Source organism: Pseudomonas bharatica CSV86, from assembly GCF_000319305.2.
GTDB classification, from domain to species: Bacteria; Pseudomonadota; Gammaproteobacteria; order Pseudomonadales; family Pseudomonadaceae; genus Aquipseudomonas; species Aquipseudomonas bharatica.
Genome location: NZ_AMWJ02000002.1, coordinates 1,468,823 through 1,488,769 on the forward strand (window position 1 = coordinate 1,468,823; position 19,947 = coordinate 1,488,769).

Annotated in this window: 18 protein-coding genes and 2 pseudogenes; 5 read left to right on the top strand and 15 right to left on the bottom strand. The window is 64.8% G+C overall.

All coding sequences use genetic code 11. The annotated features are described in order from the left end of the window. Positions 1 to 131: 131 nt before the first annotated feature. From CSV86_RS20620 to CSV86_RS20635, 4 genes and pseudogenes are all read right to left on the bottom strand, one after another. Positions 132 to 989 (bottom strand): efflux RND transporter periplasmic adaptor subunit, encoded by an 858-nt coding sequence (locus tag CSV86_RS20620; RefSeq protein WP_009404358.1) that lies wholly within the window; start codon positions 987 to 989, stop codon positions 132 to 134. A gap of 10 nt (positions 990 to 999) precedes the next feature. Then, positions 1,000 to 1,200 (bottom strand): DUF1656 domain-containing protein, encoded by a 201-nt coding sequence (locus CSV86_RS20625; RefSeq protein ID WP_009404360.1) that lies wholly within the window; start codon positions 1,198 to 1,200, stop codon positions 1,000 to 1,002. Then, entirely contained in the window at positions 1,190 to 3,376 is a 2,187-nt protein-coding gene (locus CSV86_RS20630) for an FUSC family protein (protein ID WP_009404362.1), read from the bottom strand. The genes CSV86_RS20625 and CSV86_RS20630 overlap by 11 nt, the downstream gene beginning before the upstream one ends. Beyond that, positions 3,373 to 4,898: pseudogene (locus tag CSV86_RS20635) on the bottom strand (efflux transporter outer membrane subunit). The gene CSV86_RS20630 and the pseudogene CSV86_RS20635 overlap by 4 nt, the downstream one beginning before the upstream one ends. A gap of 185 nt (positions 4,899 to 5,083) precedes the next feature. On the opposite strand from CSV86_RS20635, the gene CSV86_RS20640 reads away from it, so the two are divergent. After that, the gene (locus CSV86_RS20640; protein WP_009404366.1) at positions 5,084 to 6,031 is read left to right on the top strand and encodes a LysR family transcriptional regulator; all 948 of its coding nucleotides are present in this window, start codon (positions 5,084 to 5,086) and stop codon (positions 6,029 to 6,031) included. Between the two features lie 73 nt (positions 6,032 to 6,104). Continuing rightward, complete coding sequence (locus CSV86_RS20645) at positions 6,105 to 7,076, top strand: 2-hydroxyacid dehydrogenase (RefSeq protein WP_009404368.1); 972 nt, start codon at positions 6,105 to 6,107, stop codon at positions 7,074 to 7,076. A 111-nt stretch (positions 7,077 to 7,187) separates the two neighbouring features. Here the strand turns inward: CSV86_RS20645 and CSV86_RS20650 are convergent, their stop codons facing one another. Next, a complete protein-coding gene (locus CSV86_RS20650) occupies positions 7,188 to 8,090 on the bottom strand; it encodes a DMT family transporter (RefSeq protein WP_009404370.1) in 903 nt (300 codons plus the stop codon). Between the two features lie 134 nt (positions 8,091 to 8,224). On the opposite strand from CSV86_RS20650, the gene CSV86_RS20655 reads away from it, so the two are divergent. Then, positions 8,225 to 9,100: an AraC family transcriptional regulator gene (locus CSV86_RS20655; RefSeq protein WP_009404372.1), complete on the top strand. Its 876-nt coding sequence runs from the start codon at positions 8,225 to 8,227 to the stop codon at positions 9,098 to 9,100. 131 nt (positions 9,101 to 9,231) lie between these two features. Here the strand turns inward: CSV86_RS20655 and CSV86_RS20660 are convergent, their stop codons facing one another. The 6 genes and pseudogenes from CSV86_RS20660 to CSV86_RS20680 form a co-directional block, all read right to left on the bottom strand. Further along, positions 9,232 to 11,619 (bottom strand): TonB-dependent siderophore receptor, encoded by a 2,388-nt coding sequence (locus tag CSV86_RS20660; protein ID WP_037061687.1) that lies wholly within the window; start codon positions 11,617 to 11,619, stop codon positions 9,232 to 9,234. Between the two features lie 105 nt (positions 11,620 to 11,724). Then, the gene (locus tag CSV86_RS33485) at positions 11,725 to 12,399 is read right to left on the bottom strand and encodes a FecR family protein (protein ID WP_376699769.1); all 675 of its coding nucleotides are present in this window, start codon (positions 12,397 to 12,399) and stop codon (positions 11,725 to 11,727) included. A 54-nt stretch (positions 12,400 to 12,453) separates the two neighbouring features. Beyond that, positions 12,454 to 12,978 (bottom strand): annotated as a pseudogene (locus tag CSV86_RS33490) (RNA polymerase sigma factor); the annotation flags it as partial. A gap of 4 nt (positions 12,979 to 12,982) precedes the next feature. After that, positions 12,983 to 13,309, bottom strand: coding sequence for a DUF3325 domain-containing protein (locus tag CSV86_RS20670; protein WP_009404377.1), 327 nt, complete (start codon positions 13,307 to 13,309; stop codon positions 12,983 to 12,985). Further along, the gene (locus tag CSV86_RS20675) at positions 13,309 to 14,877 is read right to left on the bottom strand and encodes a PepSY-associated TM helix domain-containing protein (protein ID WP_037061689.1); all 1,569 of its coding nucleotides are present in this window, start codon (positions 14,875 to 14,877) and stop codon (positions 13,309 to 13,311) included. Before CSV86_RS20675 ends, CSV86_RS20670 begins: the two co-directional genes overlap by 1 nt. Next, positions 14,874 to 15,179 carry a DUF3649 domain-containing protein gene (locus CSV86_RS20680; RefSeq protein WP_009404381.1) on the bottom strand — a complete coding sequence of 102 codons (306 nt, stop codon included), beginning with the start codon at positions 15,177 to 15,179 and terminating at the stop codon, positions 14,874 to 14,876. The genes CSV86_RS20675 and CSV86_RS20680 overlap by 4 nt, the downstream gene beginning before the upstream one ends. A gap of 313 nt (positions 15,180 to 15,492) precedes the next feature. Between CSV86_RS20680 and CSV86_RS20685 the strand changes: the two genes are divergently transcribed. Further along, on the top strand, positions 15,493 to 15,879 hold the full coding sequence (locus CSV86_RS20685) for an HPF/RaiA family ribosome-associated protein (RefSeq protein ID WP_009404383.1): 387 nt from the start codon (positions 15,493 to 15,495) through the stop codon (positions 15,877 to 15,879). 172 nt (positions 15,880 to 16,051) lie between these two features. On the opposite strand, the gene CSV86_RS20690 is transcribed toward CSV86_RS20685, so the two are convergent. Both CSV86_RS20690 and CSV86_RS20695 read right to left on the bottom strand, forming a co-directional pair. Beyond that, positions 16,052 to 16,417 (bottom strand): lysozyme inhibitor LprI family protein, encoded by a 366-nt coding sequence (locus tag CSV86_RS20690; RefSeq protein WP_009404388.1) that lies wholly within the window; start codon positions 16,415 to 16,417, stop codon positions 16,052 to 16,054. A 14-nt stretch (positions 16,418 to 16,431) separates the two neighbouring features. After that, positions 16,432 to 17,352 (bottom strand): LysR family transcriptional regulator, encoded by a 921-nt coding sequence (locus CSV86_RS20695; RefSeq protein WP_009404390.1) that lies wholly within the window; start codon positions 17,350 to 17,352, stop codon positions 16,432 to 16,434. A 95-nt stretch (positions 17,353 to 17,447) separates the two neighbouring features. Between CSV86_RS20695 and CSV86_RS20700 the strand changes: the two genes are divergently transcribed. Further along, positions 17,448 to 17,927, top strand: coding sequence for a DMT family transporter (locus CSV86_RS20700; RefSeq protein ID WP_009404391.1), 480 nt, complete (start codon positions 17,448 to 17,450; stop codon positions 17,925 to 17,927). A 3-nt stretch (positions 17,928 to 17,930) separates the two neighbouring features. On the opposite strand, the gene CSV86_RS20705 is transcribed toward CSV86_RS20700, so the two are convergent. Beyond that, positions 17,931 to 18,296: a YkgJ family cysteine cluster protein gene (locus CSV86_RS20705; RefSeq protein ID WP_037061691.1), complete on the bottom strand. Its 366-nt coding sequence runs from the start codon at positions 18,294 to 18,296 to the stop codon at positions 17,931 to 17,933. 173 nt (positions 18,297 to 18,469) lie between these two features. Next, on the bottom strand, positions 18,470 to 19,702 hold the full coding sequence (alaC, locus tag CSV86_RS20710; protein ID WP_009404393.1) for an alanine transaminase: 1,233 nt from the start codon (positions 19,700 to 19,702) through the stop codon (positions 18,470 to 18,472). Positions 19,703 to 19,947 lie beyond the last annotated feature (245 nt).

A 19,947-nucleotide genomic window follows, 5' to 3' on the forward strand; every position in this document is an offset into this window, starting at 1 on the left:
GCTCCAAAAACACCGCTGAACCTGTGGGAGCTGGCTTGCCAGCGATGAGGCCTGGCTGGACAACATCAGTGCTGCTGATGGCCAAATCGCTGGCAAGCCAGCTCCCACAGGGTTTTGTAGCGTCTGTCAGATCACTTCTCAGGCCGCACGATCACCGTGCAGGTCGTCCCCGCCGCCAGCAGGAAGCCTTCCGGCACTTCATCGATATGAATCCGCACCGGCACGCGCTGCGCCAGCCGGACCCAGTTGAAGGTCGGGTTCACGTCGGCGATCAGCTCGCGACTTTCGGGGTTGTCGCGGTCGTAGATGCCGCGTGAAATGCTCTCCACATGGCCCTGCAGCACTTCGCCGCTCATCATTTGCAATTCGGCGTTATCACCCACCCGCACATGAGGCAGCTTGGTTTCTTCGAAGAAGCCGTAGACCCAGAACGAGTCCTTGTCCACGACGGCCATCTTCGCCTCGCCGGTACGCGCGTAGTCGCCACGGTGGACGTTGAGGTTGGTCACGTAACCATCCACCGTGGCGAGAATGGTGGTGCGCTTCAGGTCCAGTTGCGCGGCGGCCAGCTGTGCTTGCGCCTGCTGGTAATCGGCCAGCGCCGAGTTGGCGATATTGCTGGCGTCGTCGCGGTTCTCTTTCGAGATCACCAGGTTGTCCATGTCCGCCCGGCGGCTGGCGTTGACCTTGCGCATTTCCCAGGTGGCCTTGCGCGAGGCCACCAGCGCTTCGGCCTGGCGCACCGCCACCTCGTAGTGCTCGGGGTCGATGCGCATCAGCACGTCGCCCTTCTTCACCAACTGGTTGTCCTTGACCGGCACGTCCACCACATACCCCGGCACGTCGGCGGCAACGTTGATGATGTCGGCGCGTACCCGGCCGTCGCGGGTCCAGGGCGTGGTCATGTAGTTGATCCACAGCTGCCGGCCGATCGCCACGGCGGCGGCCAGCACGAGCAAGGTGGCGATCAGGCTGAAAAACTTCTTCATCGACGGGCTCTCAACGGTAGACGGTCAGCGTCATTGCGCCGAACAGGCAAAGAAACAGGCACAGGCGCAGCAAGGCCGGGTGCCAGAAGAAACGGTAGCCATCGACGCTGGCGATAAAGCGGTCCAGCCCCCAGGCCAGGCCCGCAGCGAACAGGAACATCAGGGTCACGGTGGGCATGTACAGGCCATGGAAGGCGATTTCACGAAGCATGCGGCGGTCCTTGCAGCGGGCCGAGTTCGGCCAGCGGCGATCGAGGGTCGAGCAGGGAAGTACGGATGAAGTGCAGGTAGCTTTGCACCCGGCGCAGCGCCGAGGTGTCGAAGTGGCGGGCGAAGGGCTCGTCGGTGGCCTGTACGCGGCTGATCGCATGCTCCACCGCCACCAGGGCGCGCTCGTGGTTGCTCGCCGACGGCTGCAGGAACAGCCGCGCCAGGGCCCGGCCCATGACCCGGATGGCCTGGCGCCACGGCTGGGATTCGGCATAGGACGGATGCACCGGGAGAATCGCCTGTTCCTTGCGCAACTCGATGATCGCGTGGCCGACTTCCAGCACCACGAACATCCAGCGCAGCAGGCGGCTTTGCACCAGCGGCTGGCCGACCGCCAGGCCGTAGGCCTGGTGCAGCAGGTCGCGGGTGCGGCTTTCGAAGCCCGAGCCCAGCCCGCGCAGGCGCCCGCTGATGGCGAACAGCACCTGCTCGCGCAGATCCTGCTCCAGCCGGCTCCACAGCCAGCGGCTGTTCGGCGGCAGGATGATCGCACCGGCGGCAGCACACACCAGCATGCCGATGACCATGCCGATGTAGTCGTTGATGTAGGTGTAGGGGTTGTAGACGGTCAGGTTGTTCGGCACCGAACCGATGGCGAAGAACACCAGCAGGCCCAGGCCATAGCCAGCATACGTCGGGCGCGAGGCGAGGAAGGCGCCGAGCACGAGTACCGGCGCCAGCACCAGGCACAGCAGGGGGAAACCGTCGATCCAGGGGAACACGAAGAAGGTCTCGAAAAAACCGACGAAGGCGCCGAACAACGTGCCGCAGGCCATCTGGAACGACATGCGCTTGGGGTTGGGCGAGGCCGCCGAAAGGCCCACGGTGACCGTGGCGATCAAGGTCATCATGCCGCCGCTGGGCCAGTCGCTGAGCAGCCAGTAGCTGCCGAGCAACAGCAGCACCGCCGCCGCCCGCACGCCGGCTGCGGCCGACACCACCCAACTGGTCTGCGCCACATAGGGTTCGTCCCACTGCTCGCGCTCGTGGTTGTGCGCGGCGAGGGAGGCGTGGGTCTCGGCGTAGTTGTGCATGTCGTCGACGAAGCGGTAGAGCAGTTCGTAGGCGGTGTGGAAATCCAGCAGGTCGGATTCGCTCGGCGCGGTGTCCTCGTAGGCCGAACGCAGGGCACGGACCTGTGCCGGCAAGCCTTCCTTGTAGGCGGCCAGTTCCAGGGTCAGGCGCAGGGCGTCGGCATCGACCAGGGCCCGTCCGACATAAGGGTCGAGCAGTTCGGCCAGGGTCCGGAGGCCCGGCTCGATGGCGCTGACGATCTGCAACGGCCCGCGCGAACGCAGGCGCTCGAGCAACTGATGCAGGGCGTTGTAGCGCGTGGTGATGGCCATGAACTCGCTGTTCATGCGCATCAGCCGGCCGCTGCGCCGACGCATGTGCGGGTCTTCGAAGGTGGTGACGCTGCGCAGGCTCTCCAGCCCCACGGCCTCGGCGATAAAGCGTACGTTGCTGCTTTCCAGGCGGTCGCGCTGGCTGTCGCCACGCAGCCCTTCCACCACTACCCCGGCGAACACGCCAAAGCGCTGGTACAGGGCGTTGCGCATCGCCGCACTGGCCGACTGCGGAAGGATCGCGGCGCTGACCAGGGTCGAGACGAAGATCCCCAGGCCGATCTCCAGCACCCGCCATACCGCGGCCATGAAGGCCTCCTGCGGCTGATCGAGCACCGGCAGGCCGATCATCGCCGCCGTATAGCCGGCCAGCACGAAACCATAGGCGCGGAAGGTGCGATAGCGCATCGCACCGGCTGAACACAGGCCGACCCACAGCGCCAGGCTGGGCAGGAACAGCTCGGTGTTCTGCGGAAAAATGGCGATCAGCGCCACCATCATCGCCGAGCCCGCCAGGGTGCCGAGCACCCGGTAGAAGCTTTTGGCGAACACATGTCCGCTTTGCGGCTGCATGACGATGAACACCGTGATCATCGCCGTGCGCGGTTGCGGCAGTTCCAGGCGCATGGCCAGCCACAGGGTGACGAAGGCGGCGGTGAGGACCTTGAAGATATAGACCCAGGTCACCCCGTCGGTGCGCGCCCACTCAAGGAAGCCGCGGCGCCACTCCAGGGAAGCGAGCCAGCGCAGCGGCAAGGCCAGTGCGTTCATTGGTGGTGGCCGGGTTGGTCGAGGATCGCCAGGGTTTTCGGGGTGGGCGGTGCGGCCTCGCGCCCGGCGTCGGGCACATCGGCACCGGCGCCCAGGCCACCACCCAGCGCCGTGACCAGCCCGGCATGGGCGCTCAGGCGCGCGGCCTGGACCTGCTGCTCGATCATCTGCTGCTTGAACAACAGGGTCTGGGCGTTGAGCACGTTGAGGTAATCGGTAAGGCCGCGCTGGAAGGCGATCATGGCGATGTCATAGGTCTTGCGTGCCGAAGCGACGGACTCGGCGGCGAAGTGCGCCTGCTCGTTCATCGACTCCCGGCGGATCAACTGGTCGGAGATGCCCTTGAGCGCCTCGACCACGGTCTGGTTGTAGCGCGCCACGGCGATGTCGTAGCCGGCCGCAGCAACGCCCAGCTGCGAACGCAGGCGACCGCCATCGAAGATCGGCAGGCTGATGGCCGGGCCAACGTTGTAGTTGAATTTGCGCCCGGTAAGGAATTCCAGCGGGCCACCGCCGGTGGCTATGAAACCGAGGCCACCGACCAGGTCGACGTTGGGGAAGAAACCGGCGTGGGCGACATCGATGCCCCGCGCCTGCGCCGCGACCTGCCAGCGACTGGCGACCACGTCCGGACGCTGGCCGACCAGATCCGCCGGGAGTGCCGACGGCAGCTTCAAGGGCGCCCCAGGGCCAGCCGCGGACGCTGGATCTGCGCGCCCTCTCCCGGCCCCTTGCCGGCGAGCGCCGCCAACTGGTTGCGGGCCAGGGCGATTTCTTCGTTGAGGGCGTCGAGCTGGCGATGGGTCTCCGGCAGCGGGGTCTGCGCCTGGCTGACTTCGAAATGGGTGCCGATGCCGCCGGCCAGGCGCCGTTCGGCCAGGGCGAGGATCTGCTCCTGCTGGGCCAGCTCGGCCTTGACCACATCACGCTGGGCGAAGTGCAGCGACAACTGGATATACACGCGCACCAGGTTGTTCTGCAGTTCGAGCTGGGCCTGGCGGGCCTGGGCTGCGCTCATATGGGCCAGGTCCACGGCCTGTTCGCTGGCGTTTTCTTCGCGTCCCCAGAGGTCGAGGGCGTAACGAAAGCCCAGGGCGGCGTTGTTGTCCCAGGTGTTGGCGCCAGACAGCGCACCCGGGCCATAGAACTGGTCTTCCGGCCAGTTGTGGCGTTTGAGGGTGGCGTCACCATTGACCTGGAGCTTCTCCGCCGATTCGACCACCCCGGCCATCGCCCGGGCCTCGCGCACCCGCGCCGCCGCCATGGCCAGGGTCGGGCTGCCGGCCAGGGCCAGCGCCATCCAGTGGTCCAGCTGCGGATCGCCATAGGCCCGCCACCACTGCTGCTCGGGCCAGTGCGCATCACGGGCGGCTTCGGCGATCGCCGCGTCGGTCGTCAGGGTATTGGCTTGCAGCGTCTTGCTTTGCGGGGCAATGCCCCAGGTTCCGATACAGCCGCTCAAGGTGAAGCAAAAGGCACAGACACTGAGCGCATTCAGCGCTCTGATGATGCGACGCGGCACTGCTGCAAATTCCCGACGTAGGTGGATGAAGCCAAGAGCGGGCAATTCTATGAGGCGGCCGTGGCGGCGATAAGCGCGCATTCCTGTGAATCTTTATTACCGATTCGGCGATAATCCGGCTTTAGTCTGAAGACCAGCCAAGTTACTTCATGTCACAATTCTGTCGTCTTCCTTGAGAGCGCCCCATGGACACCCTGCAAAACATGCGTGCTTTCAGCTGCGTCGCCCAGGTTGGCAGCTTCACCGCCGCCGCCGTGCAGCTGGATACGACCACCGCGAACGTCTCGCGGGCGGTTTCCAATCTTGAAGCACACCTGCAAACCCGCCTGCTCAACCGCACCACCCGGCGCATCGCGCTGACCGAAGCCGGCAAGCGCTACCTGATGCGCTGCGAGCAGATCCTCACCTACGTCGAGGAAGCCGAGGCCGAGGCCAGCGACGCCCACGCCCGCCCCGCCGGGCAACTGAAGGTGCACTCGATGACCGGCGTCGGCCAGCACTTCGTCATCGACGCCATCGCCCGTTATCGCCAGACCCACCCGGACGTGACCTTCGACCTGACCATGGCCAACCGCGTGCCGGACCTGCTGGACGAGGGCTACGACGTGTCCATCGTCCTCGCCAGCGAACTGCCGGACTCGGGTTTCGTCTCGCAGCGCCTGGGCATCACCTACAGCATCGTCTGCGCCTCGCCGGAATACGTGGCCGAGCATGGCGTGGCGCAGAAACCGTCGGACCTGCTCAAGCATTCCTGCCTGCGCATGGTCAGCCCGGTGATCCCGCTGGAGAAATGGCTGTTCGACGGCCCGGAAGGCCAGGAGGTGGTCAACATCACCCAGGCGCCGTTCCAGGTGAACTCCGCCGACGCGATGAAGGCGGCGATCCGCAGCGGCATGGGGGTCGGCGTGCTGCCGATCTACTCGGCCATCGAGGGCCTGCGCGACGGCACCCTGGTACGCGTGATGCCCGAGTATCGCCTGCAGGAGCTGAATCTCTACGCGATCTACCCGTCGCGGCAGTACCTCGACGCCAAGATCAAGACCTGGGTCGAATACCTGCGCAACTCGCTGCCGGAGATCCTTGCGGCCCACGAAGCCGACCTGAAGACCCACGAGCTGCGCGTGGCCAACTGAAATCTTGCTGCACAGCGGCGGCGGGGAATGATAGGTTGCTACCCATTCCTCCCCGCCAGCAGAGATTTCCCCGATGAAAAAGACGGTACTGGCCTTCAGCCGCATCACCCCGCCCATGGCCGAACGCCTGGCGCAAGACTTCAATGTCATCGTGCCCAACCCGAAGAACGGCGATATCGCCGCCCAGTTCGACGAAGCCCTGCCCGAGGCCCACGGCCTGATCGGTGCCGGTCGCAAGCTGGGCGCGGCGCAGCTCGATGGCGCGTTGAAGCTGGAAGTGGTGTCCAGCGTCTCGGTGGGCTACGACAACTATGACGTGGCCTACCTGACCGAACGCGGCATCGCCCTCACCAACACCCCGGACGTCCTCACCGAAAGCACCGCGGACCTGGGTTTCAGCCTGATCATGAGCAGCGCCCGGCGCGTCGCCGAGCTGGATGCCTGGACCAAGGCCGGCAACTGGAAGGCCACGGTGGCGCCGTCGCATTTCGGTGCCGATGTACATGGCAAGACCCTGGGTATCGTCGGCCTCGGCAATATCGGAGCGGCGGTGGCGCGGCGCGGGCGCTTCGGTTTCAACATGCCGATCCTGTACAGCGGCAACAGCCGCAAGCCGGAGCTGGAGCAGGAACTGGGGGCGCGCTTCGTCAGCCTTGAGCAGTTGCTGGCCGAAGCGGACTTCGTTTGCCTGGTGGTGCCGCTCAGCGCCAGTACCAAGCACCTGATCGGCGCCGAGCAACTGCAGCGGATGAAGCGCAGTGCCTTCCTGATCAATATTTCCCGCGGGCCGGTGGTGGACGAAGCGGCGCTGGTGGAAGCGCTGCAAAACGGCACCATTCGCGGTGCGGGGCTGGATGTGTACGAGAAGGAGCCGCTGAGCGAATCGCCGTTGTTCTCGCTGAGCAATGCGGTGACCTTGCCCCATGTGGGCTCCGCTACGGCCGAAACCCGCGAGGCCATGGCCAACCGGGCCATCGATAACCTGCGGGCCGCCCTGCTGGGCGAGCGGCCGCGGGACCTGGTGAATCCGCAGGTCTGGAAGTAATCCTTCAGGGCCTCATCGCTGGCAAGTCGGAGCGCCGAACCGCAGCTCCCACAGGTACTGTGTTCGCCGGACCTGTGGGAGCTGGCTTGCCAGCGATGAGGCCAGACCTGCCTACCTCAAGACCGCCCCGCCCACCGCAGCCTTCGGCCTCGGCTTCCTGAACACCAGCACATTGCCCACCATCACCAGCACCAACCCGACCAGGGCCGGCGCCGTCCACTGGTACCCTTCCATCACCGCCGACACGTTCAGCGCCACCAACGGAAACAGCACGGTGCAATAGGCGGCTCTCTCCGGCCCCATCCGGCCCACCAGCGTCAGGTAGGCGGTAAAGGCGATCACCGACCCCGGCACTGCCAGGTACAGCAGCGACCCCACGTACTGCCCGCTCCAGTCCATGCCGAACGGCACGCCGCTGACCAGGCAATACAACCCGAGCATGCTGGCGCCATACAGCATGCCCCAGGCATTGGTGGTCATCGGCCGCAGGCCGGCCTTCTGCTGCACGCTGGACAACATGTTCCCGGCCGAGAAGCACAAGGTCCCAAGCAGCCCCAGGCCCAGCCCCATCACGGTTTCATGGCTGGCGCCCTGCCCGGCCAGTTCCGGCCAGAACAGCAAGCCCAACCCGGCCAGCCCCAGCGCGCCGCCAATCAACACATTGGGCGCGATCTTCTGCCCGAAGAACACCCGGGCATTCAGCGCGTTCCACAGGGTCGCGGTGGAAAACACCACGGCGATCAACCCGGTGGTCACCCACTGGCTGGCGGTGAGGAAACACATGAAGTTCAGGCAGAACAGGCACAGGCCCTGGGCGACGCAGACCAGGTGCCCACGCCGGTTCATCGGTTGCAGCTTGCGGCTCAGCAGCAGGAACGCGAACAGCACCAGCGCCGCCAGGGCGAAGCGATAGACGATGGACACCGGGATGGCGACCACCCCGAGTTGCAGTTTCAAGGCGATCCAGGTGGTACCCCAGATCAGGACGGTGAGCAGATACAGCGACAGGTTCATGGCGAAGGCTCCTACGATGGCCTTCAGTCTCTGGCCTGCCCGGCCTGCTGCGCTTGCATAAACTTGCGCTTTTATCGGCTACACGGCTGTCAGACCAATGCCTACGGCGTAGGATGACTGCGGAGGTAGCCACCATGACCGCGCTCGACCAATTGCAGGTATTCAAGTCGATGAATGCTTCGCCCCATGCCCGCCTGGAAACCAGCGCGCTGCTGGGCGAGGGCATGGCCGCGGCGTTGTGGAGCAACCGGCATGATGCGCGGGACTACGAGGCGCCCAGCCATCACACCCTGTCGTGCTACATCGCCGACGGCACCGGCACCTTCCGCCGTGGCCAGCCGGACCGCAAGGGCGCGCCCGACAAGTTGTGCGTGATGCCGGCAGGCTGCGTGTCGAACTGGATCGTCAACGGCAGCATTCGCCTCGCCCACCTGTATATCAGCGAGGAGCAGTTCGCCCTGGGTTGCGTCACCCTGCTCGACCGTGAGCCGCGGGAACTGCAATTGCGCGAGGCGGATTTCGTCGAGGATGCGCAGCAGGCCCGGCGCTTTCGCCAGTTGATCGCGATGAACTGGGAAGAGCCGGGGGAGCGTTTGCTGACCAGCAGCCTGGCACACGAGATCCTCAGCCATGCGCTGCTCAGCCAGGTCGGGTTGCGTGAAGGCTTGCGCTTGAAGGGCGGCCTGGCAGCGCATCAGCGCCGGCATCTGGCGGACTACATCGAGGGGCACCTGGACGAGTCGATCGGGCTCGGCGAACTGGCAGCGCTGTGCAGCCTGTCGGAGTACCACTTTGCGCGCATGTTCCGGGAGAGCTTCGGGCTGCCGCCGCACCAGTATCTGCTGGCGCGAAGGCTGGCCAAGGCCCGGGAGCTGCTGGCCGCAGGGGACCTGCCGCTGGGCGAGGTGGCATTGCGCTGCGGGTTTGCCAGTGCCAGTCATTTCAGCAACCGGTTCCGCCAGGCGGTGGGGGCGACGCCGGGGGCTTATCGGATGGCGCTCGGCCGATGACTTTTCTTTGGTTTTGAGGGCCTCATCGCTGGCAAGCCAGCTCCCACAGGGTCACTGCATATCTTGAGTCATGTGCAGTACCTGTGGGAGCTGGCTTGCCAGCGATGAGGCCCTGAAGGTCACTGCAAGAATCAGAACTCCAGCGTGCTCGAAAGGCTGACCTGCCGCGAATCCCCGATCGCCACGAAGTAGCGGTTCACCGCCGAGGTGTAGTAGGTCTTGTCGAACAGGTTCTTCACGTTCAACTGGAAACGCACCTTGTGCTCGTCGAGCTTCGTTTCGTAGCTGGCAAAGGCATCCGCCACGGTGTACGACGGCAGATCGAAGTCATTCACCGGGTTGCCCGCCCGCTCGCCTACATAACGCGCCCCGGCGCCCATGCGCAGGCGATCGCCACCAAGGACGCTGCCGAAGTCATACACCGCCGACAACGAACCACTGTGCCTGGCCACGTTCTGCAGGCGATTGCCCTTGTAGTCCGGGTCCTTGGTCACTTCCGCGTCGGTGAAGGCGTAGCTGCCGATCAGGCTCCAGCGTTCGCTCAACTGGCCGCTGACGTCCACTTCCAGACCGCGGGATCGCACCTCGCCCGCCGCGCTGTAGACCGTATCGCCAGTGCTGGTATCGAAGTTGGACACCAGCACGTTACGCTTGGTGATGTCGAACAGCGCGACCGTGGCACTAAGCGAGTCCGGCAGATCCAGCTTGGCGCCGATCTCCCAGGCCTTGCCCTCTTCCGGCGCGATCGCCGAGTCCAGCACCAGGCCGCCGGTCAGCGGAGCGATGCTGGAGTTGGGCTTGAACGACTCGCTGTAGCTGCCGTACAGCGACAGCGTGTCGTCGACCTTGTAGACCACCCCGGCATGCGGCACCCAGGCCTGGTCCTTGTTATCGGTATTGGCCTTGAACGGCCGCCCGCGCCCGGCGTACTGGTCGTAGGTCTGCCAGCGTGCGCCGGCCACCAGGATCCAGTGCTCGTCGAGGTGCAGCGAGTCCTGGAAGAACAGTGCGTCGTTGCGCAGCTTGTCGGTCTGCGCGCTGTCGCTGGCGCGTACCGTGGTGCCCTCGACTTCACGGCCATACACCGGGTTGATGTAGCTGAAGGTACTGCGGCTGGCCTGGCGGATCAGGTCGGCGCGATAGATCTTGCGGTACTCGCTGTCGATGCCGAACAGCAGGTCGTTCTGCAATCCGGCGACCTGCACCTTGCCGTCGAAGCTCAGGGTGGCGAAACGGTCGCTGCTCAACGCACCACGGGTACCGTCGATGCTGCGGGTCAGGGTGCCGCGGGCGGCATTCACGCCGGTCACCCGCACCTGGCTAGCGTCATAGGTCTCGCGGTTGAAGCTGTAGCCGAAGTGAGCCTTCCAGTCATCGGAAAACTGGTGATCGACTTCCAGGCGATACAGGTCCGAGCGCCCCTCCATGTCGTTGAACGGTTCGTCGAGGCGGCGCTCGGCAGGAATGTTCAACGGACGATTGGTGTTCGGGTCGATGGCGGTGCCGCGGTCGAACGGGTAGAGGAACTCACGGTGCTCATAGGCCAACTGCACCTGGGTGTTTTCGCCGTACCAGGCCAGCGACGGGGCCACCAGCGATTCGCGGTGCACGCCGTAGTTGCGCCAGTAGTCCTCGTCCTCATGGTCCAGCACCAGGCGATAGGCCAGGCCACTGTCGCCCAGGGCGCCAGTGCTATCGAGGCCGCCGCCGCTGCCGTTCTTGCCTTCGCCGTAGGTCGAGCCGCGCAGATTGAGGGCGTTGTAGCTCTGCAATTGCGGGCGCTTGCTGACCACGTTGATCACCCCGCCCGGGTCCTGGATGCCGTACAGCAGCGAGGCCGGGCCCTTGAGCACTTCGACGCGCTCGGTGGTGGCGTTGAGGCTGCGGCCCTGCACGATGGGCATGCCGTCGCGCATGATCGAGCCGTCGCGGTTGTCGCCGAAGCCACGCTTCATCACGGTATCGGAGGTGCCGCCGAAGTTGTTGCCTTGGGTGATGCCGCTGACGTTGTACAGGGCATCGTCGAGGTTGCGCGGGGTCTGGTCCTTGAGCACCTGTTCCGGCACCACGTTGATGGCCTGCGGAATCTCCATGCTCGACGCCGAACCACGCATGATCGAGGTGGTTTCCGGCTGGGCATAGCTGCCGATGCCATCAGCCTGGGACACGATGCTGGTGGCCTGCAGGTTGAGGGTGCCGTCCTGCGGCAAGGGTTCCAGGGTCAGAGTGCGGGCATTGACCCGGCGGTAGCCGAAGCCGGAACCCTGCAACAGCCGCAGCAACGCCGCTTCAGCACCCAGCCGGCCGTTCAGCGCCGGCGCCTGCAGGCTGGAGAGATCGACGGTGTAGACCACGCTGAGCCCGGTGATACGACTGAAATCGGCCAGGGCCTGGGGCAGTGGCTTGCCCGGCACATCGAACTGATACACCTGCTCGACCTGCTCCGCCGCATATGCCGGCAGCACCATCAGCCCCGCCAAACCCAATGAAACGCTGTAAACCGCCGACCTTGCCTGCATGCCGATGAACCTGTGAGAGAACAGTCTTGTATGCGAATAAATCGCACTTCCATTCACTACACGGATGTCGTCGCGAAGTACCTCACATGTTTTTCAAAATAATTTTCAACGCAGCAAGGTGACCCGGCCGAACAGCGTGTGGCGCTGGAACCCGGTCACCGCGCCGAGGGCATCGAGGGCTGCCAGCGGGTCGTTGCCGGGGAAGCTGCCGCTGACCTTGCGTGCGCCGAGCTGGCGGTCGAGCAGGATGATGCGGCCGGGATAATAGCGAGCCAGATCATCCACCACCTGGCTCAGCGGAACCTCGTAGTAGTTCAGCCAGCCCTGGCGCCAGGCCAGGCTGTTCTGGCTATCGACGCCGTGCACCCGGCCGGCCTGACCATCGTGGTATTCGACCTGCTGGTTGGCCGTGAGCACTTGCTGCGCCTGCCCTGCGCCGGCAGTGACCCCGACCCGCCCGGACAGCACCGTGACCTGCGCTCCGCCCGCCTGCTGGCGGACCTCGAACTGCGTACCCAGCACCTCGGTGCGGCCGCCTTCGGTTTCGACGACAAAGGGTTGGCCCGTATGGCTGACATGGAAGAACACAGCGCCACGCTGCACCTCGATACGACGCTGGCCGTGGCTGAAATCGACGCGGATGGCGGTATCGGCGTCCAGCACTAGTTGCGAGTTGTCGGCCAGGGTCACTTCGCGTATCTGCCCGACCGGCGCCACATAGTCCGCGCCGAGGTCGCGCAGCCAGTTCGCCGGATGCCAGCCGGCACCGGTGCCGAGCATCAGCAGCAGGAAAGCCGCAGCAGAAAGACCGCCGAGCTTGCGCGCCCTGCGTACCGGCACGGGCTCGTTGGCGATGCTCGCCTTGCAGGCTTCGAGGGCGCGCATCATGTGTTTTTCCACCGCGCTTTGGGAAAGCGCCATGACCTTGGCGATCTCGCCATAGGTGCGCCCGTGAATGCGATTGAGCAGAAAGATCTGCCGGGTGCGCTCGGGCAGCTCGCGCAGGGCCGCCTCGATCCGGCGCAGATCGCTGCTGGCCTCGAACGCCGCCTCGGGCTGGCTATCCTGCGGCAGTTCAAGGGGCTCGGGGAGGCTTTCGTTGACTCGCTCGCGGGCGCCCTCGCTGCGCAGATGGTCGATGGCGATATTGCCGGCACAACGCATCAGGTAGCTTTCCAGGGCGTCGATCCCGACCTGCGGGCGCCGCCAGAAGCGCAGGAACAGCTCCTGCACCAGGTCTGCCGCAGTCGCACGGCAACCGACACGCCGCCTTACCAGGTTTTCCATGCGCCCGCGCTGGGCCAGGAATACCTGGAGGAAACGGGCCCGGGCCAGGGCGTCATCGAGAGGTTCGGCCATCGCGTCAGATCAATCCGAGCGCAGAAAACGGCGCCAGCACCAGGCTCAGCGCTGCCAACCCGAGCAGCCAGCGTGGCCGGTAGGGCAAGGCGAAAACCCACAGGCACAGGCTGGCCATCAGCAGGCCGAACAGTTCGGCCAGGCCGATCGCCCAGCCGGCGTGTCTTACTGCTGCGGCGAGGGCCAGGGCCAGAAGCAGCCAGCCGGCCAGGCGCAAGACGAGGGTTTGCCCGGGGCGGGGTTTGCGCCCGAGCAGTTCGCTGAAGTGCTTGTCCATGGCCAGACACAACGCCGCGCAGCCGGCGAAGGCAAACAACGCAATCGCCAGCATCAGTTCGTCTCCGCTTCGAGGTGCGGCGTCCGGGCCGCTTTCGGCGTGCGCCGGGCCGTCGGTAGCGGTTCGCGCAGCATTTTCGCGGCGGTCCAGGCGAACAGCAGGCCACAGCCGAACACAGTGAGGTCGAAACCGGCCATCGCCCAGTCACCACCCGGAATCGAGTGGTTCAGGCCCTGGCCGGTGGTCAGGCCGTTGAGCAGCGGCAAGGCTGTCCAGGCCAGCGCCGCCAGCGCCAGTTGCTCGCCCCAGGCGCGGCGCCCCGGACGCAGCAGCGCATGCAGCAGGCTTGCGAGCCAGACGCCGAAGAACAGGTTCACTTCCCACTGAGCCCGCCCTTCCAGGCCGACCGGCAACAGGCGGTTGGCCCAGAAGAATCCGGCCACGGCAAGGATGAGCCCGCTCATGCTGGCAATGTTCAGCACTTCCACCAGGCGCAGTTCGAACGGCTGGGTGCCGCTCCTGGCGTGCTTGACCTGGCGCTTGCCAAGCCACATCACCAGCCCGGTGCCGATCACCGCCGTGCCGGCCAGGCCGAAGAAGAAATACAGCCAGCGCAGCAGCGGGCCGGCGAACGATGCCATGTGCAGGCCATAGAAGCCGCCGCTGACGATCCCGGCGACGCTCTCGGGACGGGCACTCCAGGCCAGGCTGCCGTCGGCGCCGTTGAAACGCCAGCCGGCACCGCGCTGCACCGATACCCGCTCGCGGCCATCGGGTACAAACAGCACCTGGGCATTGCGGTCGCCCGGGCGCTGGATTTCGAGCCAGCTGATCTTCGCTTCCGGAGCCTGCGCCAGCAGCCGCGCGTAAAGCTGCGGCAGTGCCTGCATGGGCGCCTTCTCGCCGGAGGCGGCAACCAGGTCGCGGCCGCCGAAGACCTCGTTGAAATAGCTGTCCTGGTTGTCATAACCGGCAAGGATCGGCGCCGGCATGACCATGTACATGAAGATCACCAGGCTGCTGTAGCTGATCATCAGGTGGAACGGCAACACCAGCACGCCGATCGCGTTATGCCCGTCGAGCCACAAGCGCTGGCCCTTGCCGGGACGGAAGGTGAAGAACTCCTTGAAGATCTTCTTGTGGGTGATGATCCCGGTGACCAGCCCGACCAACATCATCAGCGCAGCGAAGGTCGCCAGCCAGCGGCCCCACGGATAAGGCATTTCCAGCTGGAAGTGGAAGCGGTAGAAGAAATCGCCGCCGCGGGTTTCGCGGGTCGGCACTTCCGCGCCAGTGGCGGCATCCAGGGTTTTGCGGATGAAGCCGCGCTGGCCATCGCCGCCGCGCCAGCCGACGGTGATGCCCGGGGTGCGCTCGTCCGGTAGCTGGATGAACCAGTTCGGCGCGTCGCCGGCGTTGCGTTGCAGGTAATCCTGGGCCTTGCCCAGCGCCAGCGGGATATCCAGGGCCCGCACCGGCACCTCCGGCTGGCTCCAGCGGGTAATCTCGGGCTTGAAGTACGACATGGTCCCGGTGAGGAAGATGGCGAACAGCAGCCAGCCGAAAATAAGCCCGGCCCAGGTGTGCAGCCAGGCCATCGCCTGGCGGAAGCCCTCTTTCATGGCCGGGCCACCCAATACGTCAAGCCATTGATCGTGCCCAGCACCAGGCTCGGCAACAGGATGCCCAGCCAGGCCCGCCAGGCGCTGTGGCTGGCGAACGCCCAGATGAACGCACCGAGGTAGAACAGGAACGAGCTCATCATGCCCACCTGCACGGCATCGGCCCTGGGCAGAGGCAGCCATTGGCTGAGCAGCACACCGGCCATTGCCGCCAGCGCATAGCCGCCGAACAGCGCGGCGAGGCAACGCGAGGCCACGGCGAGGCGATAACTCAGGGGCAGGCCGGCGGCTGTGCTCTTCATGACGGGGCGTCCGGGACGGAAAGACGCCTAATATAAATGATAAGGATTCTCAGAATCAAAGCTATCTGACAGGTCGCCACTCACCGTCCGACTGCCGGAGCACAGGTTTCCTTTTCAACGAGAGAAACGCGCTACGCACTTATCTCCTTGATCCTACCCCTGTTTTCCAATGCGATTGAAACAAAATATTTTTATTTTTTAGGGGGTTGAAATCCGCTTCGATCTGCCCGAAGTTGTAAGCAAGAGGCAACGAATTCCAAGGCAACCCAGCCTCCGGTGTCTCTTGCGAGCTAGCTGAATAAGGATTGGAATCATGCAAATCCAGGTCAACAGCGACAACCATATTCAAGGCAACATCCGGCTGGAACAGTGGGTACGCAGCACGGTTGAAAGTACGCTCGAACGCTTTGACGACGGGGTCACCCGGGTTGAGGTCCACCTGAGGGACGAGAACGGCGACAAGCCCGGTCCCCACGACAAACGTTGCCAGATGGAGGCACGCCCAAAAGGCCATCACCCGATTTCCGTAACCCACAAGGCCGCCACACTGGAGCAGGCCATCGAGGGTGCAGCGTCGAAATTGAACAACGCCCTGGAGCATTTCTACGGCAAGCTGCGCAGCAAACGCGCCGTCACCCAGCAAGAGATCAGCGCCAATGACGCGCTGCTGCAAGAGGAATTCCTCGAACGGCTGGGCTGAACGTAAGAACAGCAACGCGAGACGGTGAATGAAGAAGCCCCTGGCCTCGTGGTCAGGGGCTTTTTCTTTGTTCTTCCGGGCCCTATCGCTGGCAAGCCAGCTCCCACAGTGTCCCCGGCGCCGCTAAACCTGTGGGAGCTGGCTTGCCAGCGATAGGGCCCGAAAAACACCCTCAATACTTCGGTAGATTCTCCAGCTCCCCGGCCCGCTGTTTGGTCATGTCCACCTCGCAGCCAATCCCGTTGAGCCGATCGATGGTGCCACCGGTCATGCTGTAGTACATCCCGCAATTGGCATCCCGGTACGCCACCCATTTGCGCTGGGCATCCCTGAGCTTGCCCTTCTGTTCTTCCCCGAGGCTGCCCATGGCTGCCTTGTAGTTCTGGTTCAGACGATCATCCTGGCGCTTCAGCTCGGCGCCGGAGCATTCGCTCATGACCGCCGTGGTGCTGGCGCCCTTCATGCACTGGCTGTAACTGTCGGCCTGGGCCAGCGGGCTGGCCGCGAGCAGGGCCAGGGCGAGGATTCCAAGGTTCATCGGCACACTCCGTGTCAGGTCATTGAGGATTCAACAGGTTCCAGCAGGCAGGCGCGGGTCACTTGACCCCGCAGCCAGCGATGGGCCGCATCACCCTCACGGCGCTCGTGCCAGGCCTGCTGGAAGCCAAAGGCCCGGATCGGCAGGGGTGGTGCGAAACAGCGTAGCCCACGGGGTGGGCGCAACAGGTTGCGGCGGGCGACGGTGAGAATCAGATCGGTCCCGGCCAGCACTTCAGTGGCAGCGATCCAGTGCGGCATCGCCAGCGCGACGCGCCGTTGCTCCCCCAAGGCAGCCAGGGCAAGGTCGATTTCGTTGTCGGTACCGGGTCGCATCGCTACCAGCACATGGGGACGGGCCAGCCACTGCGTCAAACTCAGCCCGCCACGGGCCGGCAGGGTGTCGCGGTCGGCCAGGCAGGCGAAGCTTTCCTCGAACAGGGTCTGCGCACGCAACGGCGCGGCCAGGGTCGGAAAGACCCCAAGCGCCAGATCGATTTCGCCATCGAACAACTGGCTGAGCATCGCTTCGCGACTGCCCTGGGTCACCACCAGATCCACATCCGGTGCCTCGACGCGCAACGCACGAACCAGGCGGGGCAGGACAACCCTCGCGCCATAGTCCGACATCGCCAGGCGAAAACTGCGCCGCGCCCGCAGCGGATCGAAGCCGGGGCTGCTAAGCAAGGCATCGAGTTGCTGCAATGCTTCCCTGAGCGGCTGGGCCAACTCCAGCGCACGGGCCGTGGGCTGCAAGCGCCCTCCCCGGCGTACAAGCAACGGATCGGCAAAGATATCGCGCAACTGCGCAAGCGCATGGCTCACCGCCGGCTGGCTGCGATGCAGGCGCAAGGCGGCTCGGGAAACATGCTGCTCGGCCAGAAGGGCATGCAGGGTCAGCAGCAGATTAAGGTCGATACGGCGCAGATCATCCATATGACGAATAGTCCTCGTGCGAAATTAGAATTTCCATCCGGCCTGTGGATAACCAAGACTGCCTTATGCCCATCGTGCGTATCAAGGAGTCCGCCATGAATCTCAACATCGCTCCCGCTGTCGTAGCGCTACCGCTGATCGCCCTGCTCGCCGGAGCTGCCGTGCCGTTCCAGGCCGGGAGCAACGCTGCGCTAGGTCGCCTGCTCGGTCATCCGCTATGGGCCACGCTGGTGTCGCTCGCAATCAGTGTGCTGATGGTATTGCCCGCGCTCTGGCTGATGCGCGCACCGATGCCGCAAGTGGCAGCACTGGGCCAGGCCCCTTGGTGGGCATGGTTCGGTGGGGTGGCGGGCGTGGTCTATATCACTGCCGCGCTGATTCTGACGCCCAAGCTCGGCGCAGCGGGTTTCATCGTTTGCGTGATTGCCGGCCAGGTGCTGTCATCGCTGGCCATCGACCAGTGGGGCCTGATGGGCCTGCCCGAGCGCCCGGTCAACTTGGCTCGGCTGCTGGGGGTCGGGCTGATCGTGGTGGGCATGCTGGTGGTGCAATGGGGCACCCGCTCCAGCCAATAGCGGTCAGGCCGCGGTCGAGCCCATATCGAAATCGAATGGCTGCAACGGCGGCAGGCCATGGGCGGCACGGGCATCGTCACAACGCGGATTGTGTTCGCCGTTTTCCCAGGACGCCTCGAATTCCCGGCATGGGCTGGAACGCTGTTCGTACATGGTGCAGGCGACCGCCTTGCCCACCTCGCCCGACAGGGAAATGCAACGCGTCGGCTTGGCATCGGTGCCGATCATCGCGACCCGGCTCGGGGTGATCTGCACCACCAGCTCATCCGGCACGCAACCGCCGGCCGAGGTGCATTCGCCCCAGAAAAAGGACACACGGAAATGCGCGCAGCAGGCGCCACAGCTCAAGCAAGGATGGGTATCGGACATGATGTCGGGAGGGGGGAGCAAGAATTGTTATGGGGAGAATCCCGTCGCCAATTCTATGCGATGCCACGCCGTTGAGAAGGGGGTGACGAAAAGAAATCCGGGCGCCCGACCGGCGGAACGAAAAAGGCCCGAAGCGCCCGTATCACGGGGGCTTCGGGCCTTTCAGGCGTGCCTCAGACCTTGGCCGGTTTGGCGGCTTTCGGCGCCTCGATGCCGTCGGCCCGGAACATCTGGCGGATGCCGCGCACAGCCTGGCGGATCCGGTCCTGGTTCTCGATCAGGGCGAAGCGCACATGATCGTCGCCGTAGTCACCGAAGCCGATGCCCGGCGACACGCAGACCTTAGCTTCGGCCAGCAGCTTCTTGGAAAACTCCAGGGAACCGAGATGCTTGTATTGCTCGGGAATCTTGGCCCAGACGTACATCGACGCCTTGGGGTTCTCGACCATCCAGCCGATCTCGTGCAGGCCCTTGACCAGCACGTTGCGGCGCTGGCGGTACTGCTCGGCGATGTCGCGCACGCACTGCTGGTCGCCTTCGAGGGCTGCGATGGCCGCGACCTGCAGCGGGGTGAAGGTGCCGTAGTCGTGGTAGCTCTTGATCCGCGCCAGGGCGCTGACCAGCTCCGGATTGCCGACCATGAAGCCAATCCGCCAGCCAGCCATGTTGTAGCTCTTGGACAGGGTGAAGAATTCCACCGCGATATCCTTGGCTCCCGGCACCTGCATGATCGACGGGGCTTTCCAGCCGTCGTAGACGATGTCGGCATAGGCCAGGTCGTGGATCACCAGTACGCCATACTGCTTGGCCAGTTCAACCACCCGCTCGAAGAAGTCCAGCTCCACGCACTGCGACGTAGGGTTCGAGGGGAAGCCGAGGATCATCATCTTCGGTTTCGGAATGGACTCGCGGATGGCCCGCTCCAGCTCGGCGAAGAAGTCCACGCCCGGGACCAGCGGCACCGAACGCACCTGGGCGCCGGCGATTACCGCACCGTAGATGTGGATCGGGTAGCTGGGGTTGGGCACCAGCACCGTGTCGCCGTGGTCCAGGGTAGCCAGCATCAGGTGTGCCAGGCCTTCCTTGGAGCCGATGGTAACGATGGCTTCGCTCTCGGGGTCGATCTCGACCTTGTAGCGGTCCTCGTACCAGCGCGAAATCGCGCGGCGCAGACGGGGGATGCCTCGGGAAGTGGAATAGCCGTGGGTGTCTTCACGCTGGGCGACCTGCACCAGCTTCTCGACGATGTGCGGCGGCGTGGCCCCGTCGGGGTTGCCCATGCTCAGGTCGATGATGTCCTCGCCACGACGGCGCGCGGCCATCTTGAGTTCAGCGGTGATGTTGAAGACGTAGGGGGGGAGACGATCGATGCGCGCAAAACGGCGCGGCGAACCTTGTTCGGCCATGATTTCCTCGAAGACGTAAGCGCCCGGAACCGTCCGAGCGACGTTGGCCACTCCTGTGGCCGAGGCTGAAAGATAGGGCCGGGGTGGATGCTTGTAAAGCGTTATTTCATGAGCCTTGTGCCGCTCTCACGGGCCCTATCGCTGGCAAGCCAGCTCCCACAGTATCAGCGGCGCATGCGATCCCTGTGGGAGCTGGCTTGCCAGCGATGAGGCCCTCAAGACAAACAAAAACGCCCCGGAACCTC